This is a genomic window from Mycolicibacterium mageritense, from assembly GCF_010727475.1.
Taxonomy (GTDB): Bacteria; Actinomycetota; Actinomycetes; order Mycobacteriales; family Mycobacteriaceae; genus Mycobacterium; species Mycobacterium mageritense.
This window is the reverse complement of sequence record NZ_AP022567.1, coordinates 3,396,089-3,415,973: the sequence shown is the minus strand read 5'-3', so window position 1 is coordinate 3,415,973 and position 19,885 is coordinate 3,396,089. Positions and strand designations below refer to the sequence as shown.

The following is a 19,885-nucleotide window of genomic DNA, read 5'->3' as shown; positions in this document are numbered from 1 at the left end:
CCTCCGTTCTCGGATCAGCCGTGTGCCGGTGGGTTGGACCGGTCCGCCGACCGGTCGCCGTCCTGGCCAGATCCCTGGCTTGGCGGCCCGGCCGGATCCGGGGCCGCAGGATGCTGACCCGGTTGCGGATAGGGCTGATACGGGTACGGCTGAGGCTGTTGCCATCCCGACGGGTGTGGTGGCGGATACCAGTACCCCTGCTGCGGTTGGTATCCCGGCTGTTGCTGCGCGGGCGGCGGCCAGCCCGGAGCATGCCAGCCTGCCGGGGCGCCATAATCGGGCTGAGTGGGCCCGTTGGGCGCGCCGTTGCTCGGGGCACCGTTGGCGGCCGAACCGTTCTGGCGCGACGCCTCGGCACGCTCGTTGGCCTCGCGGCTGGCCGCCGCGATGGCAGCCTTGAAGGCCGGCTCCGGCACGGGCGGAGGCCACGGCTCGCCGCGTTCGATGGCCAGCTCGCCCGGCGTCTTGATGGGCGGCTTGTCGGACGGCACGCGCCCGCCGAAATCGTCGAACATGGTGAGCCGGGGACGCTTCTTGACCTCACCGAAGATGGCCTCGAGCTCGGCGCGGTGCAGCGTCTCCTTCTCGAGCAGCTCGCCGGCCAGCGTGTCGAGCACGTCGCGGTACTCGGTGAGGATCTCCCACGCCTCGGTGTGGGCGGCCTCGATGAGCTTGCGCACCTCGTCGTCGATGATCTGGGCGACCTCGTGGCTGTAGTCGGCCTGCGTGCCCATGGTGCGGCCGAGGAACGGGTCGCCGTGCTCGGTGCCGTAGCGCACCGCACCCAGCTTGGAGCTCATGCCGTACTCGGTGACCATGGCGCGGGCGATCTTGGTGGCCTGCTCGATGTCGGATACCGCGCCCGTCGTGGGCTCACGGAACACGAGCTCCTCGGCCGCGCGTCCGCCCATCGCGAACACCAGCCGGGCGATCATCTCCGAGCGGGTCATCAGGCCCTTGTCGTCCTCGGGCACCGCGACGGCGTGGCCGCCCGTGCGGCCGCGGGCCAGGATGGTCACCTTGTAGATGGGCTCGATGTCGGGCATCGCCCAGGCCGCGAGCGTGTGGCCGCCCTCGTGGTAGGCGGTGATCTTCTTTTCGTGCTCGCTGATGATGCGGCTCTTGCGGCGCGGGCCGCCGACGACGCGGTCGACGGCCTCCTCCAGCGCGGGGCCCGTGATCACGGTGCCGTTCTCGCGTGCGGTGAGCAGTGCGGCCTCGTTGATGACGTTGGCCAGATCGGCACCGGACATGCCGACCGTGCGCTTGGCCAGGCCGTCGAGGTCGGCGTCGGGCGCGATGGGCTTGCCCTGCGAATGCACCTTGAGCACGGCGCGGCGGCCGGCCAGGTCGGGATTGGAGACCGGGATCTGGCGGTCGAAGCGGCCGGGCCGCAGCAGCGCGGGATCGAGGATGTCGGGCCGGTTGGTCGCGGCGATCAGGATGACGCCCTGGCGGTCGCCGAAGCCGTCCATCTCGACCAGCAGCTGGTTGAGGGTCTGCTCGCGCTCGTCGTGGCCGCCACCCAGGCCGGCGCCGCGCTGACGGCCGACGGCGTCGATCTCGTCGACGAAGATGATGCACGGGCTGTTCTGCTTGGCCTGCTCGAACAGGTCACGCACGCGCGAGGCGCCGACACCGACGAACATCTCGACGAAGTCCGAACCTGAAATCGTGAAGAACGGAACTCCGGCTTCCCCGGCGACCGCGCGGGCCAGCAGGGTCTTGCCGGTGCCGGGCGGGCCGTACAGCAGCACGCCCTTGGGGATCTTGGCGCCCAGTGCCTGATAACGGCTGGGGTTCTGCAGGAAGTCCTTGATCTCGTAGAGCTCTTCGACCGCCTCGTCGACGCCCGCGACGTCGGCGAACGTGGTCTTGGGCATGTCCTTGGAGAGCTGCTTGGCGCGCGATTTGCCGAAGCCGAAGCCCATACGCCCGCCGCCCTGCATGCGGGAGAACATCACGAACAAGCCGACCAGCAACAGCAGCGGCAGCATGTAGATGAGCAGCGATCCGAGCACGCTGCCCTGGTTCACCACGGTGTTGACCTTGGCGTTCTTGGCGCTCAGCGCGTCGAAGATCGGCACGCCGTACCCGGTCGGGTACTTGGTGATGACCTTGTTGCTGTTCTCGGTGGCGTCGTTGCCGTTCTTCAGATCCAGCCGAAGCTGCTGTTCACGGTCATCGATCTGGGCGCTGTTGACGTTGTCGCCGTGGATCTGCGCCATCGCGACAGACGTGTCGACGGGCTTGTAGCCGCGGGTGTCGTCACTGAAATAGAAGAACGACCAGCCCAGCAACAGCACAACCGCGATGACGGTCAGCGTGCGGATCACATTTTTCCGGTTCATCGTTTTCTTTCGGCCACCAACAGGGTCAGCCGGCCAGTCCTTCCATACGCGCAGCTGGGCAAGTTACAAGGCTACCGCTAGACCAACGTGCGGAAGTTCCCGACGTTGTCTAGCCAGCGGCGGCTACCTCCGCGATGACGTCGGCATACCAGCGGAAAAGGTTGAGCGGCTCGCGCTGATCGCTCCGTACCAGCTCCGCCCAGCAGGCCGCGACGGCGGCGCGGGCCTCGGTGCCGATCCACGGCTGCGGCAACAGCTGGGGCGGCAACAGCGGGTCGAGTTCGACAGCGCGGGCGAACTCCGCGGCCAACTCGATCGCGACACCGAGCCGCGAGGTGCGCGAGGCCCCCGGCAGGACGCGGGCCGAGCGTTCCGCGGCCGCCAGCAGCCTGCGGTGCCCGTCGCCGATGCGGTCCAGCGGCCACAACTGCTCGGCGAGGGCCCGCGGCTCGGTCACGCCCCCGACCGTCAGGTCTGTCGTGGTGAGGGTCGTGACGCGGTCGGCTACCCCGAGTCTGTCGGCCGCCGCATGCACATACGGCTCCCACCGGTTGGGCGACACATAGAGGCCGCCCTGGATCGGTGCGCCGCCCAGGCGCACCACGGCATCGCGCATCGCGTCGCGCGCCGGGCGCGCGGATTCGCCGATCGCCAAGGCCACCACATGCCATCGGCCGTCCCAGTCGGCTCGGCCGCGATCCTGTTCGTACATGTGGCGCACGAAGTCCAGGTCCGGTTCGATCGTGCTGCGCACCTCTGGCGTGGCACGCAGCACAGCCTTGCGACCGCGGCCGTCCTGGATGAACTGCCCTTCGGCGACAAGGCGTTTGATGCACAGCCTCACCTGCTGATCGTTCATACCCAGGGCGTTGCCGACGTCGTACAGTTCGCCCGCGTCGACCGTGGCGTCCTCGCGCAGCAGGCTCTCCACCAGGGTGCGGGTGGGTATCTCAGGACTCATCGACATTCATGTTCCACCACGATCAGCGGAGGGGAACCGGTGCGGCCGAGTTCGCGATCGAGGTCGGCGAAGAAGCGCTCGCGGTCGATCACCGCCTCGGGCGGGTGCACACCCGCGCGCCGGGCGGTGCCGTCGACGACCTGGGACATGCCGAGCGCCAAGGGAATTCCGGTGGCGCGGGCCATGTCGGTCAGCAGGCCGTCGATTCCGGCCGCGGGATCGAGGTGGGCCAGCACAGCGGTTTCCCGGCCCTGCCGTTCACCGAACGCCGCGGCGAAGAACGGCGGCAATGTTGCTGGACCCTTGTTCACGAGCGCCCGCGGCAGCGACCGGAGAATGCTGAGGATATGGGGCTCGGCCACGCGGCGAGCGGCGGCAGCGTTGGTGAGCCCGCCGGCATCGATGTCGCGGCGCAGCACGTCGAGATACGCAACCGTCGACGGCCTGACGACCATGAGGCTGGCGGAATCTCCGGTGAGTCCGAGAGTGCGGTGCAACGTGATGGGTTCGGGGTGTCCGACGGTGTAGGCGGTTCCGCGGCGTCCGCCCGGCAACTCGAGTGCGACGGGACGCAACGGCCGTTGCTCGGTCAACGAGCCTGCGCGAACCGCCTTGATATTGCCGCTGCTCTGCTGCATCCAGTGCACCGCGGCGGCGGTCGGTGATCCGTCCGCGCCGATCAGTTGCCCGCGGCTGTCGTCGACATCGCCCGTCGCATCGACCGGCCAGGCCGTGTACACGTCGCGAACCGAGTCGAGTGGCGCCACCGCCGTGGCGGCGAGCAGGTTGCTCACACCAGGGCTGGCTCCCATGCCGATGACCGCGGTCACGCCTGCTGCGCGGGCCTCCGCATCGAGTTCGAGCATCGCGACGGTGGGTTCCCAGTCGTCGCAGATGTCGAGGTAATGCGTTCCGGTGTCGATCGCGGCCCGCAGCACCGCCAATCCGAAGCGGAAGTACGGCCCGACGGTGTTGAGCACCAGATCCGCGCCATGCAGGGCATCGCGGAGTTCGGCACCATCGGTCACGTCGACCCGGCGGGCGCAGACGGGCACCGGCGCATCGGCCAACTCCCGGGCGACGCGCCCGGCCGCCGCACGGTCACGATCGGCGATGACGATCTGCTCGACGCCTCCGGCCGCGACGGTCCGGGCAGCAACGGCGCCCATCGATCCGGCGCCGCCCAGTGCGAGAACTCTCATGCCGTGCTCCTTTCGGGTTGGTCTCCGACGAACTGCCGGAGAGATTCGAGGTAGCCGGGCGCGTAGAGCGAGCGCGGCGCGAAGACCGCCACGAGGACCGACCAGACGCCCTGGTCGTGGTCGAGCGGAGCCTTGACGATGTTGTGCGACGCGTGCGGGAACGTCGCGACGGTCAGCTGGTTCGGGGACAGGTGGGCGCGATAGACCCGCTCGGTTTCGGCGACGTCGACGTTGCGGTCGTCCGCGCCGAGGGCAAGCAGCACAGGAATCCTGATCCGCCCCAGCTGTAGCGTCGCATCGGCCGTGTAGTTGGTGTGCACGAATCGCCAGCGGTCGGCGGACATCGGCGGGTCGTCGATGCCGCTCGCGAGGTACCGGCCATAGTCGGCATCGGCGCGCAGCAGTCGCACGGATTCGGTCCTGCGGTGCAGCGCAGCGGCGATCTCGGCGTCGCCGGCGCGTTGTGCGCGCAGTTCGGCCCGCAGGTTGTACTCGCCTTGGCGCAGCCAGTTGACGGCCGGTCCTACCAGGATCATGAACTGCAACTCGGGATGGTCCGCGGCGACCTCGGGCAGCACCCAACCCGCCTGGCTGATGCCCCACACCCCGATGCGGTGCGGATCAATGTCGCTTCGGCCTTTCGCCCAGGCCAGTACGGCTTCGGTTTCGACGGCACGGTCGTGCATGCTCTGGAACAGCCAATTGCCCGGCGCGCCGGCGACACCGGGCTTGTTCCAGGACACCGAGGCGTAGCCGGCCCGCGCGAACGTCTCCCACAGCGGCCGGTAGAAGGAGTCCCGCGATGCGTCCGCCGGGCCGTCGCCGTGCACGAAAATCACCAGCCCATGCGGCTTTTCACTACGACGCGGCAGCGCCAGGATCGCGTCGAGCGATTGCGCCGATCCCGGTATCACCACGCGCTGCTCGGCGATGTCGAAGTCGTTCTGCACGAGTACGACTCCGCCCGACACGGCCGCGAAGACGCAGCACACGGCGATCACCCACCCACTGGCACGCAACACAAACCTATCGTAACAGAAACGGGCGTTCATGTTTCGATAGATTTGAATAGCCAGGCTTACGATCCTGCCGATCCTGTGCTTGGCTGTGATCGTGAGCACACCGACCGAACGGTTAGTCGATACCAATGGCGTGACGTTGAAGGTGACCGAGGCGGGCGAGCGCGGCAATCCCGTCGTCGTGCTGGCGCACGGTTTCCCCGAGCTGGCCTACTCGTGGCGGCACCAGATCCCGGTGCTTGCCGAAGCCGGCTACCACGTGCTGGCCCCCGATCAGCGCGGCTACGGCGGCTCGTCGCGGCCCGAGGGCATCGACGCCTACAACATCACCGAGCTCACCGCCGACATCGCCGGGCTGCTCGACGACGTCGGCGCCGAGAAGGCCGTGCTGGTGGGCCACGACTGGGGCTCACCGGTGGCCACCAACTTCCCGCTGTTCTTCCCCGACCGGGTCCGCGCGGTGGCCGCCCTGAGCGTGCCGCCCGTGCCGCGGGCCCCGGCACCACCGGTCCAGATCTGGCGGAAGTTCTTCGGCGACAACTTCTTCTACATCCTCTACTTCCAGGAGCCCGGCGTCGCGGACGCCGCACTCGGCGCCAACACGTACGAATCGATGCGCCGCATGATCGCGTTGGAGGGCTTCGGTGAGCCGCCCGAGAACCTCGTCGACCGGCCACTGCCGCCGCTGCCCGAGTGGATCAGCGCCGCCGAGTTCGACCGGTACGTACAGGCTTTCACCGCGACCGGCTTCACCGGGCCGCTGAACTGGTACCGCAACTTCGACCGCAACTGGGAGCTGACCGAGACCACGCCCGCCCCGACCATCACGGTGCCGACCCTGTTCCTGGCCGGCAGCGCCGACCCGGTGCTGAGCTTCACGCCTCGAGACCACGTCCGCGACGTGGTGACGGGCGAGTACCGCGAGGTGCTGCTCGACGGCGCCGGGCACTGGCTGCAGCAGGAGCGCCCGGACCAGGTCAACGCCGTGCTCCTCGAATTCCTGGGCGGCCTCAAGTGAGGCCGCTGAACTTCGGCGTCTTCATCACGCCGTTTCACCCGGTCGGCCAATCTCCCACCACCGCACTGCAGTACGACATGGACCGTGTCGAGGCACTGGACCGGCTCGGCTACGACGAGGCGTGGTTCGGTGAACACCACTCGGGCGGCTACGAGCTCATCGCGTGTCCCGAGGTGTTCATCGCGGCCGCGGCCGAGCGGACCAAACACATCCGGTTGGGCACCGGCGTCGTTTCCCTGCCCTATCACCACCCGCTCATGGTGGCCGACCGCTGGGTGCTGCTCGATCACCTGACCCGCGGCCGGGTGATGTTCGGGACCGGTCCGGGCGCGCTGCCGTCCGACGCCTACATGATGGGCATCGACCCGGTCGATCAGCGGCCCATGATGCAGGAATCCCTCGAGGCAATCCTGGCGCTGTTCCGCGCCGCGCCCGACGAGCGGATCGACCGCAAGACCGAATGGTTCACCCTGCGGGACGCGGCCCTGCACATCCGGCCCTACACCTACCCCTATCCGGAGATCTCCACCGCGGCGATGGTCTCGCCGTCCGGCCCGCGGCTGGCCGGGGCCCTTGGCACGTCGCTGCTGTCGTTGTCGATGTCGGTGCCCGGCGGCTATGCGGCGCTGGAGACCACGTGGGACATCGTGCGCGATCAGGCCGCGAAGTCGGACCGGCCCGAGCCGGACCGCAAGGATTGGCGCGTGCTCGGCGTCGTGCACCTCGCCGACACCCGCGAGCAGGCCATCGAGGACTGCACGTACGGCCTGCAGGACTTCGCGAACTACTTCGGCGCGGCAGGCTTCGTGCCGCTTTCGGAGCAGACCGAAGCCACCGAGTCGGCGTACGAGTTCGTGGAAAACTATGCGTCCAAAGGCAATTGCTGCATCGGCACCGCTGCCGACGCGATCGGCTACATCCAGGATCTACTGGACCGGTCCGGCGGGTTCGGCACATTGCTGCTGCTCGGCCACGACTGGGCGCCGCCCGCCGCGACCTTCCACTCGTACGAGCTGTTCGCGCGTGAGGTCATCCCGCACTTCAAGGGGCAGTTGACCGCGGCACGCGCGTCGCACGACTGGGCCAAAGGCATGCGGGATCAACTTCTCGGCCGGGCCGGACAGGCCATCGTCAACGCCATCACCGAGCACACCGCGGAGGGGAAGAACTGATGCGCGGCGCCGTTCTGCGCGGCGGCCGCATGGTCGTGCGCGACGACATCCCCGAACCGCTACCCGGCCCGGGTCAGGTGTTGGTCGACGTCAAGGCGTGCGGGATCTGCGGATCCGACCTGCATTTCGCCAAGCACGGCGACCAGATGCTGGCCGCGGGCGCCGAGATGGAAGGCATGGGTGACATCAACGCCGACATCGACCTGTCGCGTGACATCTTCATGGGCCACGAGTTCAGCGCCGAGATCCTCGACGCGGGGCCCGGAACCGAGACCCATCCTGCGGGCACGCTCGTCACGTCCATCCCCGCGCTGCTCTCTCCCACCGGGGTGTCGATGATCGTCTACAGCAACTCGACCGTCGGCGGCTACGCCGAGCGGATGCTGCTCTCGGCCCCGCTGCTGCTGCCCATCCCCAACGGCCTCGACGCGGACCGGGCCGCACTCACCGAGCCGATGGCCGTGGGCCTGCACGCGGTCAACGCGTCACGCATCGAACGAGGCGAGACCGCGCTCGTGGTCGGCTGCGGCCCGGTCGGCATCGCGATCATCGCCGCGCTCACCTTGCGTGGTGTGGAAAGTATTGCGGCGTCCGATTTCTCGCCCGCCCGGCGGGAGCTCGCGGCCACCATGGGCGCGCACGTGACCCTGGACCCGGCCGAGGACTCGCCGTTCCACCGGTGCCGGCCCGCGGTGGTGTTCGAGGCTGTCGGCGCGCCCGGCATCATCGACGACGTGCTGCGCCGCGCACCGGCGGGAATCCGGCTCGTGGTGGCCGGCGTGTGCATGCAGCCCGACACCGTGCACCCGTTCTACGCGATCACCAAACAGATCAACGTCCAATTCGTGTTCGGCTACGACCCGGCAGAATTCGCGAATTCACTGCGGGCCATCGCCGAGGGCGAGATCGATGTGGCACCGATGATCACCGGTCGGGTGCCGCTGGACGGCGTCGACGAGGCCTTCGCCGAACTCGCCGACCCCGACCGGCACTGCAAGATCCTGGTGACGCCGTAGGCGTCAGCGAAACGCCCGCGCGTACTGCGGTGGGTGTGGCAGCGTCGCGCCAAGGTGTTCGGCGGCCTGCCGGACCCAGGCCGGATTGCGCAGCAACGCGCGGCCCAGGAACACCGCGTCGGCCTGTTCGCCCGTGACGATCTCGTCGGCCTGGTCCGGTTCGGTGATCAGACCCACTGCGGCCGTCGGGATCTCGGCCTCCTTGCGGATCCGCGCAGCGAACGGCACCTGATATCCCGGCCCGACCGGGATCACGGCGTCGGGCGCAGAGCCGCCCGTCGAGACGTCGAGCAGGTCCACCCCGAGGCTTTTCAACTCGACCGCGAGCGCGACGGTGTCGTCGACCATCCAGCCCGGACGCGGATCGTCGGTGTCTCCGCCGAGCCAATCGGTGGCCGACACCCGGAAGAACAACGGGAGCTCCGCGGGCCACCGCGACCGCACCGCGCGCACCACATCGAGTGCGAACCGCCTTCGGTTGACCGCAGAGCCGCCGTAGGCATCGGTGCGGCGGTTGGAGTGGGGTGACAGGAACTGGTGGATCAGGTAGCCGTGGGCACCGTGCAGCTCGAGAACCCGGAAGCCCGCACGGGCGGCACGTTCGGCCGCATCGGCGAAAGCCTCGACGATCGAACCGATCTCACCGACGCCAAGCTCAGCGGGGCTCGGCAACCGGCCGAACGGCACGGCACTGGCACCGACGGTGTCCCACCGGTTCTCCGTGCGGTCCGGATCCGGCCACGGCCGGCCCGTCGAACCCTTGCGGCCCGCGTGGACCAGCTGGATTCCGGGGACCGCTCCCTGGGCCGTGACGAAAGTGGTGATCCTCCGCAGCGATTCGGCCTGGATGTCGTTCCACAGCCCGAGGTCGTAGTCGCTGCTGCGGCCTCGCGCGGCCACGGCCGTGGCCTCGACCATGACCAGGGCCGCGCCTGCCGTCGCGCGGGCGCCGAGATGCGCCAGATGCCAATCGGTTGCGCTGCCGGTGGCCGGGCCGTCCGGCACCGCGGCGAACTGCATCATGGGCGACATCCAGGCGCGGTGCGCGAACGTGACGTCACGGATTGTCAATGGTGTGAACAGGTTTGCCATGTTCGCTCTCCAGGTCGGTGTGGGTGGTGGGATCGGTCGGCAGCGGTGCGCCGCGGGTCTCCGGTGCGAACGCCAGGCCCGCCACGGCGATGAGGCCGAGCGCGGCGACCGAGGCGGTGGCCAGGCCGAGGTTGCCGCCGAACCACGACGTCGCGATGACTCCGGCTACCAGCGGGCCGAACGCGGTGACATATCGCCCGACACTGTTGCACACGGCAAGGGCCGTGGCCCGGACGCTGGCCGGGAACAGCTCCGGGCCGTAGATGAACGTGCCCGACAGTGCGCCGAACAGACCGAACCCGAGGATCGGCATGGCGACCAGGAATTCGCCGTAGCCGCGGTCGAACACGAATGTGTATACGATCGCCGCACTCGACACGACGAAGCTCAGCGCGAAAGCCTTTCGCCTGCCTGCCCAGTCGGCGAGGAAGCCCCAGCTGGCGTAACCGGCGATACCGCCGGCGTTGAACAGCATCGACGCGATGGCCACGCGGTGGTCGGCCGCGTCGCGGCCTGCGCCGTCGGCCAGCGTCGCGCTGCGGATGAGCTGCGGATACCACGTCGACACACTCCAGAACGCGATCAGCGCTCCGGTGGCCAGGGCCGTGCTGACCAGCATGGGCCGCAGCAGCGGCGGCGTGAACAGCCGGCGCAGCACGAATCCGTCGGCGGATGTGCTGTTGCCCAACCGCTTACGCGCCTTACGCGCCTCGATGTGCGCACCGACCTCGGGCGGTTCGGGCACGTAGCGCCGGATGAACCAGACCAGCAGGGCAGGCAGTACCGCGAGCGCGAGCATCGGCCGCCAACCGTGCGAGCCCAGCACCGCGTATACCGCGGCCGCCACGAAGAATCCCGCGGCGTATCCCGACATCATGATGCCGCCTGCGCGGGCCCGGTGACGGTTGCGCCAGGTCTCCGCGATCAGCGCGGCGCCGACCGGCGCCTCGACACCCGACCCCAGGCCCGCGACGAAGCGCAACACGCCCAGCTGCCACCAGGTTTCGGAGAACGCGGCCAGCGCGGTGAACACCGCGTAGGTCAGGATGCCCAGCGACAGCACCCTCGTGCGGCCGCAGTAGTCGGCCAGCATGCCGAACAGGATGCCGCCGGTCGCCCAGCCCAGCAGGAACAGCGTCACCGTCAGCCCGCCGTAGAACCCGATCGCCGCGGGCGCGACGTCGATTCCGCTGTGCGGCAGCAGCTCCGTCATCGCCGGACCCAGCACCAGCACGTAGAGGCTGCCCGCGAAGCCGTCCAGGCCCCAGCCCAGCGTGGTGCCCGCCAACACGAGCCACTGCACGCGGGTGATCCCCAAGCGTTCCGTTGTCACGTCAGCGCCTCTCAGTTGAGCCGGCCGTTGTCGTGGCTGCCGTACCAGTCGACCGGTTCGGCCGCGGTGCGCACCACCACGGTCTTGACCCACGAGAAATCATCGAAAGACTCTGTACCCGCGTCTTTTCCGGTTCCGGATTCCTTGACCCCGCCCCAGGGCAGCGACGGTTCCAGGCGGTGGTGATCGTTGATCCAGACCATGCCCGCGACGATGGCGGCCGCCACGCGGTGGGCCCGCGACAGGTCGGTGGTCCATACCCCGGCGCCGAGGCCGTACCGGTTGTCGTTGGCCATCGCGACGGCCTGCGCCTCGTCGTCGAACGGGATGACGACCGTGACGGGGCCGAAGATCTCCTCCGTCGCGACCGTCATGTCCATCGTGGCGTCGGCCAGAACCGTTGGCTGCAGGAAGAATCCGTCCCGCAGCGGCGACGGCAGATCGGGCAGCTCACCGCCTGCGGCCACGCGGGCACCCTCGTCGAGGCCGGTCGCGATCAGCGCCCGCACCTTGTCGCGTTGCCGCGCACTGATCAGCGGGCCCAGCTGCGTTTCCGCGTCGGCCGGGTCGCCGATGCGGATCGCGGCGGCGCGCTTGGCCAGGGCGGTGACGAAGTCGTCGTAGATGCTGCGGTGCACCAGGAATCGTGATCCCGCCACGCACGACTGGCCGGCCGCGACGAACGCCGAGAACGCCGCGCCCTCGGCCGCGACGACGGGATCGATGTCGCCGAAGACGATCACGGGAGTCTTACCGCCGAGCTCGGCCGTGACCCGCGCGAACCGCGACGCGGTCGCGACCGCCGCCGAGCGGCCCGCCTCGGTGCCGCCGGTCAGCGTGATCTTGGCGATTTCCGGATGTTCGGTGAGCCGCACACCTGCGTCGCGGCCGCCCGTGACGACAGTGACGACACCGTCGGGCAACCCGGCCTCGGCCATGATCCTGGCCAGTTCGAGGGTGGTCAGCGGCGTGAGCTCGGACGGCTTGACCACGACGGTGTTGCCGTTGGCCAGCGCCGCGGACAGGCTGCGGGCCAGGATCAGCATCGGGTGGTTGAACGGCGTGATGATGCCGCACACGCCGAGCGGCAGCCGCTGCTGATAGGTCAGGTACGGCCCGTCACCGGGCAGCACGGCGTAACGCTGCGCGGCGAGCAGCCCGGCGTTGTAACGGAACCATTCGGGTACGCGGGACAGCTGTGCCCGGGTCTCGGTTATGGGCCTGCCGTTGTTGCGGGTCTCCAACCGGTACAGCCGCTCGGAGTGTTCCTCGATGGCATCGGCGATGCGCAGCAGCAGTTTCGCCCGCTCACTGCGAGTCATCGCGGGCCACGGGCCGCTGTCGAACGCGGCCTGTGCGCGGGCCACCGCTGCGTCGACGTCGGCGGGGCCGTGCTCGGGCACTGTCGCGATGACCGCGCCGGTCGCGGGATCGACGATGTCTCGGGTGTCGGGTGAAGTCATGTCACGAGTGTCGGCATAACTGTGACCCACATCAATGTCTTCCATAACATAGATGTCATCTGACTATGTATCCGTGAACATAAGGGGCGCGATGACAGGCCAGGACACCGAGCTGGTGCGGTGGCTGGCCGCGCTGCGCACCCTGAGCGCGGCGGCCACGTCCGAGGCCGACCCGCACGACGTGCTCAACCTGGTCGCCGCGACGGCCCGCGACCTGCTGGGTTTCGACTTCTGCGGCGTGCTGATCCCGAACGCGGCGCGCGACCGGCTGCTCATCACCGGCTGGGACGGGCTGTCGGCCGAGTACGTCGACCGGGTCAACAGCGACCGCGCAGTGCGGCTCGACGGCACCGCACCGTCCAGCCGGGCCTTCCACGGCGGCCGACCGGTCGCGATCGCCGACATCACGGCCGAGGCAGGGTTCGCACCATGGGGCGGCGTCGCGCGTGAACAGGACTACCGCGCGATCGTGTGCGTGCCGCTCATCGCGGGCACCGAGGTGCTCGGCACACTCAACGGCTACTACCGGCCCGAGCACGAATTCTCGGCCGAGGAGATCGAACGGCTCACACTGCTGGCCAACCATGCGGCGATTGCGGTGACCTCGGCCCGGCTGCTCGACGAGCTGCGCAGCCTCACGGCTTCGCTGCGCGAGCAGCGCGACGCGCTGACCCGCTCGGAGCAGATCCACCAGCGGCTGCTCGCGGTCACGCTGCGCTCGGGCGGCATCGACGGCATCGCGACCGCGCTGGCCGAGCTGGTCGGCGGTCCGGTACTGATCGACGACGCGCATCACCAGGTGCTGACCGGGGACAGCGACGCGCTGCCCGGCCCCGACGTGCGGGCCGCGGTCGATGTCGACGCGTCGTCGACACCCGTGCGGGTCGTCGGCTCCGACGGCACGGCCTTCCTGGTGTCTGCGGCGCGGCTCGGCGGCGACGTCGCAGCCCGGATCTGGTTGCCGGATCTGTCGTTGGACGCGATCGGCATCCGGGCCGTCGAACACGCGTCGCTGGTCGTCGCGCTCGAACTGCTGCGGGTCCGCACCGGCGTCGAGGTCGAACACCGGCTGCGCGGCGACCTGGTGGTCGAACTGCTCACCAACAGTGGGCCACCGTCGCAGCAGTTGATGTCGCGGGCCGAGCTGCTCGGGCACGACCTGAGCGCGCCGCACGCGACGATGGTGGCCGCATTGGGGCCGTCCGGGCAGAACAGTCAGCGGGCGCTTTCGACCGTGTCCGACGCGCTGCGGTCCTACCGGCCACGCCCGCTGACCGCGATGTACCGCGGCGACGTGCTGGTGCTGTGGCCGACCGCTGCGGGTGCCGCTACCGACGCCGCGGCTCTGGTGCAGCGACGGCTCAAGACCACCGTCGCGCTCGACGAGACCGGATCTACGTCGTACGCGCACGCCTACCGAATGACCAAGGGCGCCCTCGACGTCGCGCTCGGCGCGGGCTCCGCGAACACCGTCGTGCGGCTGGCCGACCTGGGCGTCGCCGGGCTCCTGCTGCAACTCGACGACCCCGCGCAACTGCTGGGATTCGCCGAGCGTGCCCTCGGGCCGCTGCTGGATTACGACCGCAGGCACCGCACCGATCTGCTCGAGACGCTTTCGGTGTACCTGCGCTGCCGGCTCGACCGGGCCAGGACCGCAACCGAACTCCACATCCACCCGAACACCGTCGGGCAGCGGATCCGCCGCATCGAGCAGCTGTGCTCGACCGACCTGGGCGATCCGGCGGCCGCGGCGCACTTCAGCACGGCCCTGACCGTGCGCACCGTGGGATTGCGCGGAGCCGCAACGTGAACCGCGAACGCCGACCCGGACGGTAGGGTGCGGGCATGCCGATGCCCGCGAACTTACGAACCCGGATCCTGGCCGTCACGGCCGCGGGACTGACGGCCGCCACGGTGTCGGCCTGCGACGCCACGTCGGGTCCGTCCACGGGCGGGTCCGGCGAGACCCGCCAGGTCACCGTCGTGGGGGCGGGCAAGGTGTCAGGCACGCCCGACACGCTGACCGCCAACGTCGCGATGGAGTTCTTCGCCCCCGACGTCAGTGGCGCGCTCAGCCAATCCAGCCAGCGGCAGCAGGCCGTGATCGACGCGCTCGTCGGCTCGGGTGTGGACCGCAAGGACATCAGCACGACGCAGGTCAGTGTGCAGCCGCAGTTCACCGCCGACGGCAACACGCCGACAGGCTACCGGGCCAGCAATGCGATCGACGTCAAGATCCGCGATCTCGGTGCGGCATCGCAGAAGCTGGCCCTGATCGCGAACACCGGCGGCGACGCGACGCGCATCAACTCGGTCAACTACTCGATCGAGGACGACTCGGACCTGGTGCGCGACGCACGGGCCCGGGCCTTCGACGACGCCAAGAACCGGGCCGAGCAGTACGCGGGGCTGTCCGGGCTCGACCTCGGAAAGGTGATCTCGATTTCCGAAGAGTCGGGCTCGACGCCACCGCCCACCCCGATGCCGCGCATGGCCATGGAGTCCGTGCCGGTCGAGCCGGGCCAGCAGACCGTGAACTTCTCGGTGACGGTCGTCTGGGAACTGACCTGACCGCTCAGAGCCGAGGTTCGTAGACCTTCGGGTCGAGCGTGCCGATGTACGGCAGATCGCGGTAGCGCTCGGCGAAGTCCAGCCCGTAGCCGACGACGAACTCGTTGGGAATGTCGAAGCCCACGAATTCCACGTCGAGTTCGGTGCGGACCGCTTCGGGTTTGCGCAGCAGCGTGCAGACCCGCAGCGACCGCAGGTGCCGGGTCGCCAGGTTGCGCAGCAACCACGACAGCGTGAGCCCCGAGTCGATGATGTCCTCGACGATCAGCACGTCGCGGTCGTTGATGTCGCGGTCGAGATCCTTGAGGATGCGCACCACGCCGGACGACGACGTGGACGAGCCGTACGAGCTGACCGCCATGAATTCCAGTTGGGTCGGCAGCGGGATGGTGCGCGCGAGGTCGGTGACGAACATGACCGCACCCTTGAGCACCGTGACCAGCAACAGGTCGTCGGTTCCGAGGTCGTCGCGATATTTCGCGGCGATCATCTCGGCGAGTTCGGCCGTGCGCGTCCGGATCTGTTCCTCGGACAGCAGCACTGACTTGATGTCCCCCGGATACAGCTCGGCAGAATCGGCAGCCACGTGCACAGCGTGCCATGACTGGCCCGCGCGAACCAACGCGACCTCTACACCGGCTCGATGTGCAGGGCCAGCACACCGCCGCGGCGGGCCGCGATGAGCCGTTGCCGACGCAGGGCCGAGGGCACCGCGACGCCGCCCTGCCCGCGCCAATCGGTGACCAACCGGTCCACGCCGCGGATCTGGACATCGGTCAGGCCGCTGGCCCCGCCGGCCAGCAGCCAACCGCGGATCACGCGACGGCGCAGCGCGTCGGGCAGTTCGGCGAGCGCTTCGGTGTCCAGGGTTTCGCCGGCGAGCCCGTCGAGCACGTCGCGCGCCATACCGTCGAGCGCATCGACGTCCTCACGCAACGCGCCCGCGGTGCGGCTCAGCGCCTCGGCCACTCCCCCGCCGAGCACGTCCTCCAGCAGCGGCATGACCTCGAGGCGCAGCCGGGTCCGGGTGAACCGCCGGTCGGCGTTGTGCGGATCTTGCCACGCGGCTAGCCCGAGCTCGGCGCACGCGGCGTGGGTGACTGCGCGTCGCACCCCGAGCAGCGGGCGATGCCACGGTGGGTCGTGCGGCCGCATCCCGGCGATCGACCGCGGCCCGGAACCGCGGCCCAGCCCCAGCAGCACCGTCTCGGCCTGATCGTCGAGCGTGTGGCCCAGCAGGACCGGAGCACCGTCGCGGGCCGCGTCGAGCGCGGCGTACCGCGCGGTCCTGGCCGCCGCCTCCGGCCCGCCCGCACTGCCGACATCGACCGCAAGCACATGCGCGGCAACGCATCCCAGCCGCAGCGCCTGTTGGCGCGCGGTTTCGGCGACGGTGCGCGAGCCGGTCTGCAGACCGTGGTCGACGATCAGCGCCGTGGTCGGGCGGACTTCCGCGGCGACTGCGGTGAGGGCGAGCGAGTCCGGGCCACCGGACAGCGCGACACACCAGCGGGCACCGTCGACCTCGAACGCCGCGACCGCGCGCTGCAGCGCGGCTACAGCACCCGATCGATCCATCGCCGGGGTTCGTCGATTTCGCTTGGCAGCGGCAAGGTTTCAGCGTTGGTCCACACGGTGTTGAACCGGGCCATCCCGACCTCGGCCACCACCTTGTCGACGAAGGCCTTGCCGCGGGTGTACTGGCTGAGCTTGGCGTCGAAGCCCAGCAGGGCCCGCACCAACCGCATGAGCGGCGGTTGCTTACGTTGCCTGCGTTCGTCGAAGCGACGCCGGATGGTGCTGACCGACGGCACGACGGCGGGGCCGACGGCATCCATGACATGGTCGGCGTGGCCTTCCAGAAGCGTGCCGAGCACCAGCAGCTGATCCAGCGCGCGGCGCTGCGGCTCGGCCTGCACGGCACGCATGAGACCGATGATCCCCGTCGAGTTCGGTTCTGGCGCTGCGCCGTTGCGTTGGTCGCGGACGAACTGCGCGAGCCGGGCCGCCACCGCGGGAATGTCCTCACCGGCGTCCTGCGTGAGCACTGCCAGCGCCTGCGACATGTGGTCGGCGAGCCACGGGTTGGCCCGGAACTGGACGCGGTGGGTGACCTCGTGCAGACACACCCAGAGCCGGAAATCAGCTGGGGAAACCCGCAATTGGCGTTCGACCGAGATCACGTTGGGGTACACCAGCAGCAGCTCGCCACCGTTGGGACCGAACGGGTCGTACTGCCCGAGGATGCCCGACGAGATGAAAGCCAGCACCGCACCGGTCTGTGCCCCGGTGACGCGACCGGTGATGAACGCCGGCTTGTGCTCGTCGTCGCCGCCCGTCATGACCTTCATGGACCGGGTGGCCGCACGGATCCACTCGGGCCGGTCGACGACGCGCGCCTCGGGCACCTCGGCGCCCTCGGCCAGCCCGGTGACCTCGCGGACGGGCAGTTCGGCCGCGCGGGCGCTTTCGAAGAGCTGATCGACGACCTGACGGCGCGTGTACTCGGTGGCCGCCGGCGCGGGACGCGCGAGCTTGGCGCCGACGGTCGCGGCGAAACCCCAGTCGACGGCGCGACCGGCGGTCAAGCTCGCGGAGCTGTTCATGTGCCACATCCGCACGAGCGCAGCACCGCGGCGAGCGCGTCGATCGACGTGCGTCCCGTCGGACCGGCGTTGTTCGAGATGAGCGCGAACGTCAACACCCGGCCGTTGAGGTCCGTGACGATCCCGGCCAGCGCGTTGGTTCCGGTGAGCGAGCCGGTCTTGGCCCGCAGCCAGCCCGCGGCCGAGCGGCCCGCGTCGGTGTCGAGGTAGCGGTTGGACAGCGTGCCGCTGCCGCCCGCGATCGGCAGCAGGTCGACCAGCGGCCGCAGCCGCGGTTCGGTGTTGCCCGCCGCGGCGTTGACGACCTCGTCGAGGGTCCGCGCGGTCAACCTGTCGTCCACGGACAGCCCGGACGAGTCGACGAGCTTGGCGCCGCTCGTGTCGATGCCGGCACTCTTGAGCTGGCCCAGCACGGCTTCCACACCGCCGTCGAAGCTCTGCGGCAGGTTGAGCTTCTCGGCCACCTCGCGCGCGATGGCCTCGGCCATGACGTTGTCGGATTCGTTCATCATCTGGCGCAACCGCTCGATCAGCGGCGCGGACTGTACTGAGGCGATCTCCTTGCCGCCCGTGGCCGATGACCGTACGACCGTCACGGTGTCGGGATCGACCTTGAGGGCCACGGCCAGTGCGCGTCCCGCATCCAGCGCGGGGGTGGTGGACCGGCGGGACTCGACCGTCGTCGGCTGTGTGCGGCCGCCGTCGAGCATGACCGACTCCATGGGTGCGATGTCGCCACCCTCGATGTCGGCCGGATCCCAACCGGGCGCCATCGTCGGGCCGCTGTACGCGCCGGTGTCCACCTGCACGTCGGTGACCTTGATGCCGCTCTGGTTGATCTGCTCGACCAGGTCGCTGATCCGGGCCGCGCCCTTGTACCAGGTGTCGGTGCCGGTCGGCGCAGCCGACAGCGTCGTGTCACCGCCGCCCTTGAGCACCACGAGGCCCGGCTCCTGCTCGGACGCGACGACCGTGGTGGTCAGCGTCGCGTCGCGGTCCAGGGTCAGCAGGGCCGCCGCGGTGGTGAGCACCTTGTTGACCGACGCAGGCTGCATGGCCACGTCGGCGTTCTGCTCCCACAGCTGGGCCCCGGTGTCCGCGTCGGTGATGCGGCCCGTGATCACACCGAGGTTGGGGTCGGCCAGCGCGGGCGCCAGAGCCGCTGCCAGGCCCCCGGCGGTGGGTGTCGGGGCGGACATGTCGACGGGGACGATGCCGGGCTGCGCGGTGGCAGGCGCGGGCGCGGGTTTGATCGCGGCGGCATCGCTGGACCGCTGCCCGGTGAGCAGCGCGGCCACCGCGACGACGCCCGCGACCAGCACAATGACCGCGACGCCTATCGCCACATGGGTGGACCGCCGCCACCGAGTGGGCCGCATAGTTCTCCTGCTCTCGACCGGCGGGGGACCAGCCACCCCGCCGCGCCAGCCTATCGCTCAATTAAGGTTGACCCGCGTCGTCGTCCGACGACCTCTGACTGAAACCGCAATGCGAAGGAGCCACGACGGTGGAGTTCGACGTCGTCATCGAGATCCCGAAGGGTTCGCGCAACAAGTATGAGGTGGATCACGAGACCGGCCGGGTGAAGCTCGACCGCTACCTCTACACCCCGATGGGTTACCCGGCCGATTACGGGTTCTTCGAGAACACCCTCGGCGAGGACGGCGACCCGCTCGACGCGCTGGTGCTGCTGCCCGAGTCGGTGTTTCCGGGCTGCACGGTCGAGGCGCGCCCGGTGGCGATGTTCAAGATGACCGACGAGGCCGGCGGCGACGACAAGCTGCTGTGCGTGCCCGCGGGCGACCCCCGCTGGGACCACATCCAGGACGTCGGCGACGTGTCGCAGTTCGAGCTCGACGCGATCAAGCACTTCTTCGTGCACTACAAGGATCTGGAGCCCGGCAAGTTCGTCAAGACCGCCGACTGGGTGGGCCGCGAAGAGGCCGAGGCCGAACTGCAGCGCTCGATCGACCGGTTCAAGACCGAAGGTCACTGATCGGCGAGCCGATCGAAAGCCACTGATCTTTTAGCGTCGCTGTAACACGCGGTAACGCCGCTGTCCTATGCAACTTCGATGATTG

Annotated in this window: 17 protein-coding genes; 6 read left to right on the top strand and 11 right to left on the bottom strand. The window is 69.4% G+C overall.

What is annotated here, in order from left to right; genetic code table 11:
- Positions 1-14: 14 nt before the first annotated feature.
- The 4 genes from ftsH to G6N67_RS16295 form a co-directional block, all read right to left on the bottom strand.
- On the bottom strand, positions 15-2,351 hold the full coding sequence (ftsH, locus tag G6N67_RS16310) for an ATP-dependent zinc metalloprotease FtsH (RefSeq protein WP_036432048.1): 2,337 nt from the start codon (positions 2,349-2,351) through the stop codon (positions 15-17).
- 109 nt (positions 2,352-2,460) lie between these two features.
- Positions 2,461-3,318 carry a PaaX family transcriptional regulator C-terminal domain-containing protein gene (locus tag G6N67_RS16305; protein ID WP_036432046.1) on the bottom strand — a complete coding sequence of 286 codons (858 nt, stop codon included), beginning with the start codon at positions 3,316-3,318 and terminating at the stop codon, positions 2,461-2,463.
- Positions 3,309-4,514 (bottom strand): saccharopine dehydrogenase family protein, encoded by a 1,206-nt coding sequence (locus tag G6N67_RS16300; RefSeq protein WP_036432044.1) that lies wholly within the window; start codon positions 4,512-4,514, stop codon positions 3,309-3,311. The genes G6N67_RS16305 and G6N67_RS16300 overlap by 10 nt, the downstream gene beginning before the upstream one ends.
- A complete protein-coding gene (locus tag G6N67_RS16295; RefSeq protein WP_051578662.1) occupies positions 4,511-5,566 on the bottom strand; it encodes an alpha/beta hydrolase family protein in 1,056 nt (351 codons plus the stop codon). Before G6N67_RS16295 ends, G6N67_RS16300 begins: the two co-directional genes overlap by 4 nt.
- Positions 5,567-5,627: 61 nt before the next feature.
- Here G6N67_RS16295 and G6N67_RS16290 point away from each other — a divergent pair, with 61 nt between their 5' ends.
- The 3 genes from G6N67_RS16290 to G6N67_RS16280 are packed head-to-tail and all read left to right on the top strand — an operon-like array spanning position 5,628 to position 8,739.
- The gene (locus G6N67_RS16290; protein ID WP_179976829.1) at positions 5,628-6,551 is read left to right on the top strand and encodes an alpha/beta fold hydrolase; all 924 of its coding nucleotides are present in this window, start codon (positions 5,628-5,630) and stop codon (positions 6,549-6,551) included.
- Positions 6,548-7,723, top strand: coding sequence for an LLM class flavin-dependent oxidoreductase (locus G6N67_RS16285; protein WP_036432036.1), 1,176 nt, complete (start codon positions 6,548-6,550; stop codon positions 7,721-7,723). Before G6N67_RS16290 ends, G6N67_RS16285 begins: the two co-directional genes overlap by 4 nt.
- A complete protein-coding gene (locus G6N67_RS16280; RefSeq protein ID WP_036432033.1) occupies positions 7,723-8,739 on the top strand; it encodes a zinc-binding dehydrogenase in 1,017 nt (338 codons plus the stop codon). Before G6N67_RS16285 ends, G6N67_RS16280 begins: the two co-directional genes overlap by 1 nt.
- A gap of 3 nt (positions 8,740-8,742) precedes the next feature.
- Here the strand turns inward: G6N67_RS16280 and G6N67_RS16275 are convergent, their stop codons facing one another.
- Genes G6N67_RS16275 through G6N67_RS16265 form a run of 3 tightly spaced genes read right to left on the bottom strand, consistent with a single transcriptional unit; the run spans position 8,743 to position 12,627 of the window.
- Positions 8,743-9,831, bottom strand: a complete 1,089-nt coding sequence (locus G6N67_RS16275; protein WP_036435350.1) for an NADH:flavin oxidoreductase/NADH oxidase — start codon at positions 9,829-9,831, stop codon at positions 8,743-8,745.
- The gene (locus tag G6N67_RS16270) at positions 9,797-11,164 is read right to left on the bottom strand and encodes an MFS transporter (RefSeq protein ID WP_036432031.1); all 1,368 of its coding nucleotides are present in this window, start codon (positions 11,162-11,164) and stop codon (positions 9,797-9,799) included. Before G6N67_RS16270 ends, G6N67_RS16275 begins: the two co-directional genes overlap by 35 nt.
- An 11-nt stretch (positions 11,165-11,175) precedes the next feature.
- Positions 11,176-12,627: an aldehyde dehydrogenase gene (locus G6N67_RS16265; protein ID WP_229479365.1), complete on the bottom strand. Its 1,452-nt coding sequence runs from the start codon at positions 12,625-12,627 to the stop codon at positions 11,176-11,178.
- A 91-nt stretch (positions 12,628-12,718) separates the two neighbouring features.
- On the opposite strand from G6N67_RS16265, the gene G6N67_RS16260 reads away from it, so the two are divergent.
- Together G6N67_RS16260 and G6N67_RS16255 are read left to right on the top strand one after the other, a co-directional pair.
- Positions 12,719-14,437, top strand: a complete 1,719-nt coding sequence (locus G6N67_RS16260; RefSeq protein WP_142242402.1) for a helix-turn-helix domain-containing protein — start codon at positions 12,719-12,721, stop codon at positions 14,435-14,437.
- A gap of 35 nt (positions 14,438-14,472) precedes the next feature.
- Positions 14,473-15,198, top strand: a complete 726-nt coding sequence (locus tag G6N67_RS16255; protein WP_036432027.1) for an SIMPL domain-containing protein — start codon at positions 14,473-14,475, stop codon at positions 15,196-15,198.
- Positions 15,199-15,202: 4 nt separating this feature from the next.
- On the opposite strand, the gene hpt is transcribed toward G6N67_RS16255, so the two are convergent.
- The 4 genes from hpt to dacB are packed head-to-tail and all read right to left on the bottom strand — an operon-like array spanning position 15,203 to position 19,183.
- Positions 15,203-15,784, bottom strand: a complete 582-nt coding sequence (gene hpt, locus G6N67_RS16250) for a hypoxanthine phosphoribosyltransferase (RefSeq protein ID WP_036435347.1) — start codon at positions 15,782-15,784, stop codon at positions 15,203-15,205.
- A gap of 44 nt (positions 15,785-15,828) precedes the next feature.
- Entirely contained in the window at positions 15,829-16,776 is a 948-nt protein-coding gene (tilS, locus tag G6N67_RS16245; RefSeq protein ID WP_036432026.1) for a tRNA lysidine(34) synthetase TilS, read from the bottom strand.
- Positions 16,755-17,804: an Rv3626c family coenzyme F420 biosynthesis-associated protein gene (locus tag G6N67_RS16240; protein WP_036435344.1), complete on the bottom strand. Its 1,050-nt coding sequence runs from the start codon at positions 17,802-17,804 to the stop codon at positions 16,755-16,757. Before G6N67_RS16240 ends, tilS begins: the two co-directional genes overlap by 22 nt.
- Positions 17,801-19,183 (bottom strand): D-alanyl-D-alanine carboxypeptidase/D-alanyl-D-alanine endopeptidase, encoded by a 1,383-nt coding sequence (dacB, locus tag G6N67_RS16235; protein WP_036432023.1) that lies wholly within the window; start codon positions 19,181-19,183, stop codon positions 17,801-17,803. Before dacB ends, G6N67_RS16240 begins: the two co-directional genes overlap by 4 nt.
- A gap of 128 nt (positions 19,184-19,311) precedes the next feature.
- Here dacB and G6N67_RS16230 point away from each other — a divergent pair, with 128 nt between their 5' ends.
- Positions 19,312-19,800, top strand: coding sequence for an inorganic diphosphatase (locus tag G6N67_RS16230; RefSeq protein WP_036432022.1), 489 nt, complete (start codon positions 19,312-19,314; stop codon positions 19,798-19,800).
- Positions 19,801-19,885 lie beyond the last annotated feature (85 nt).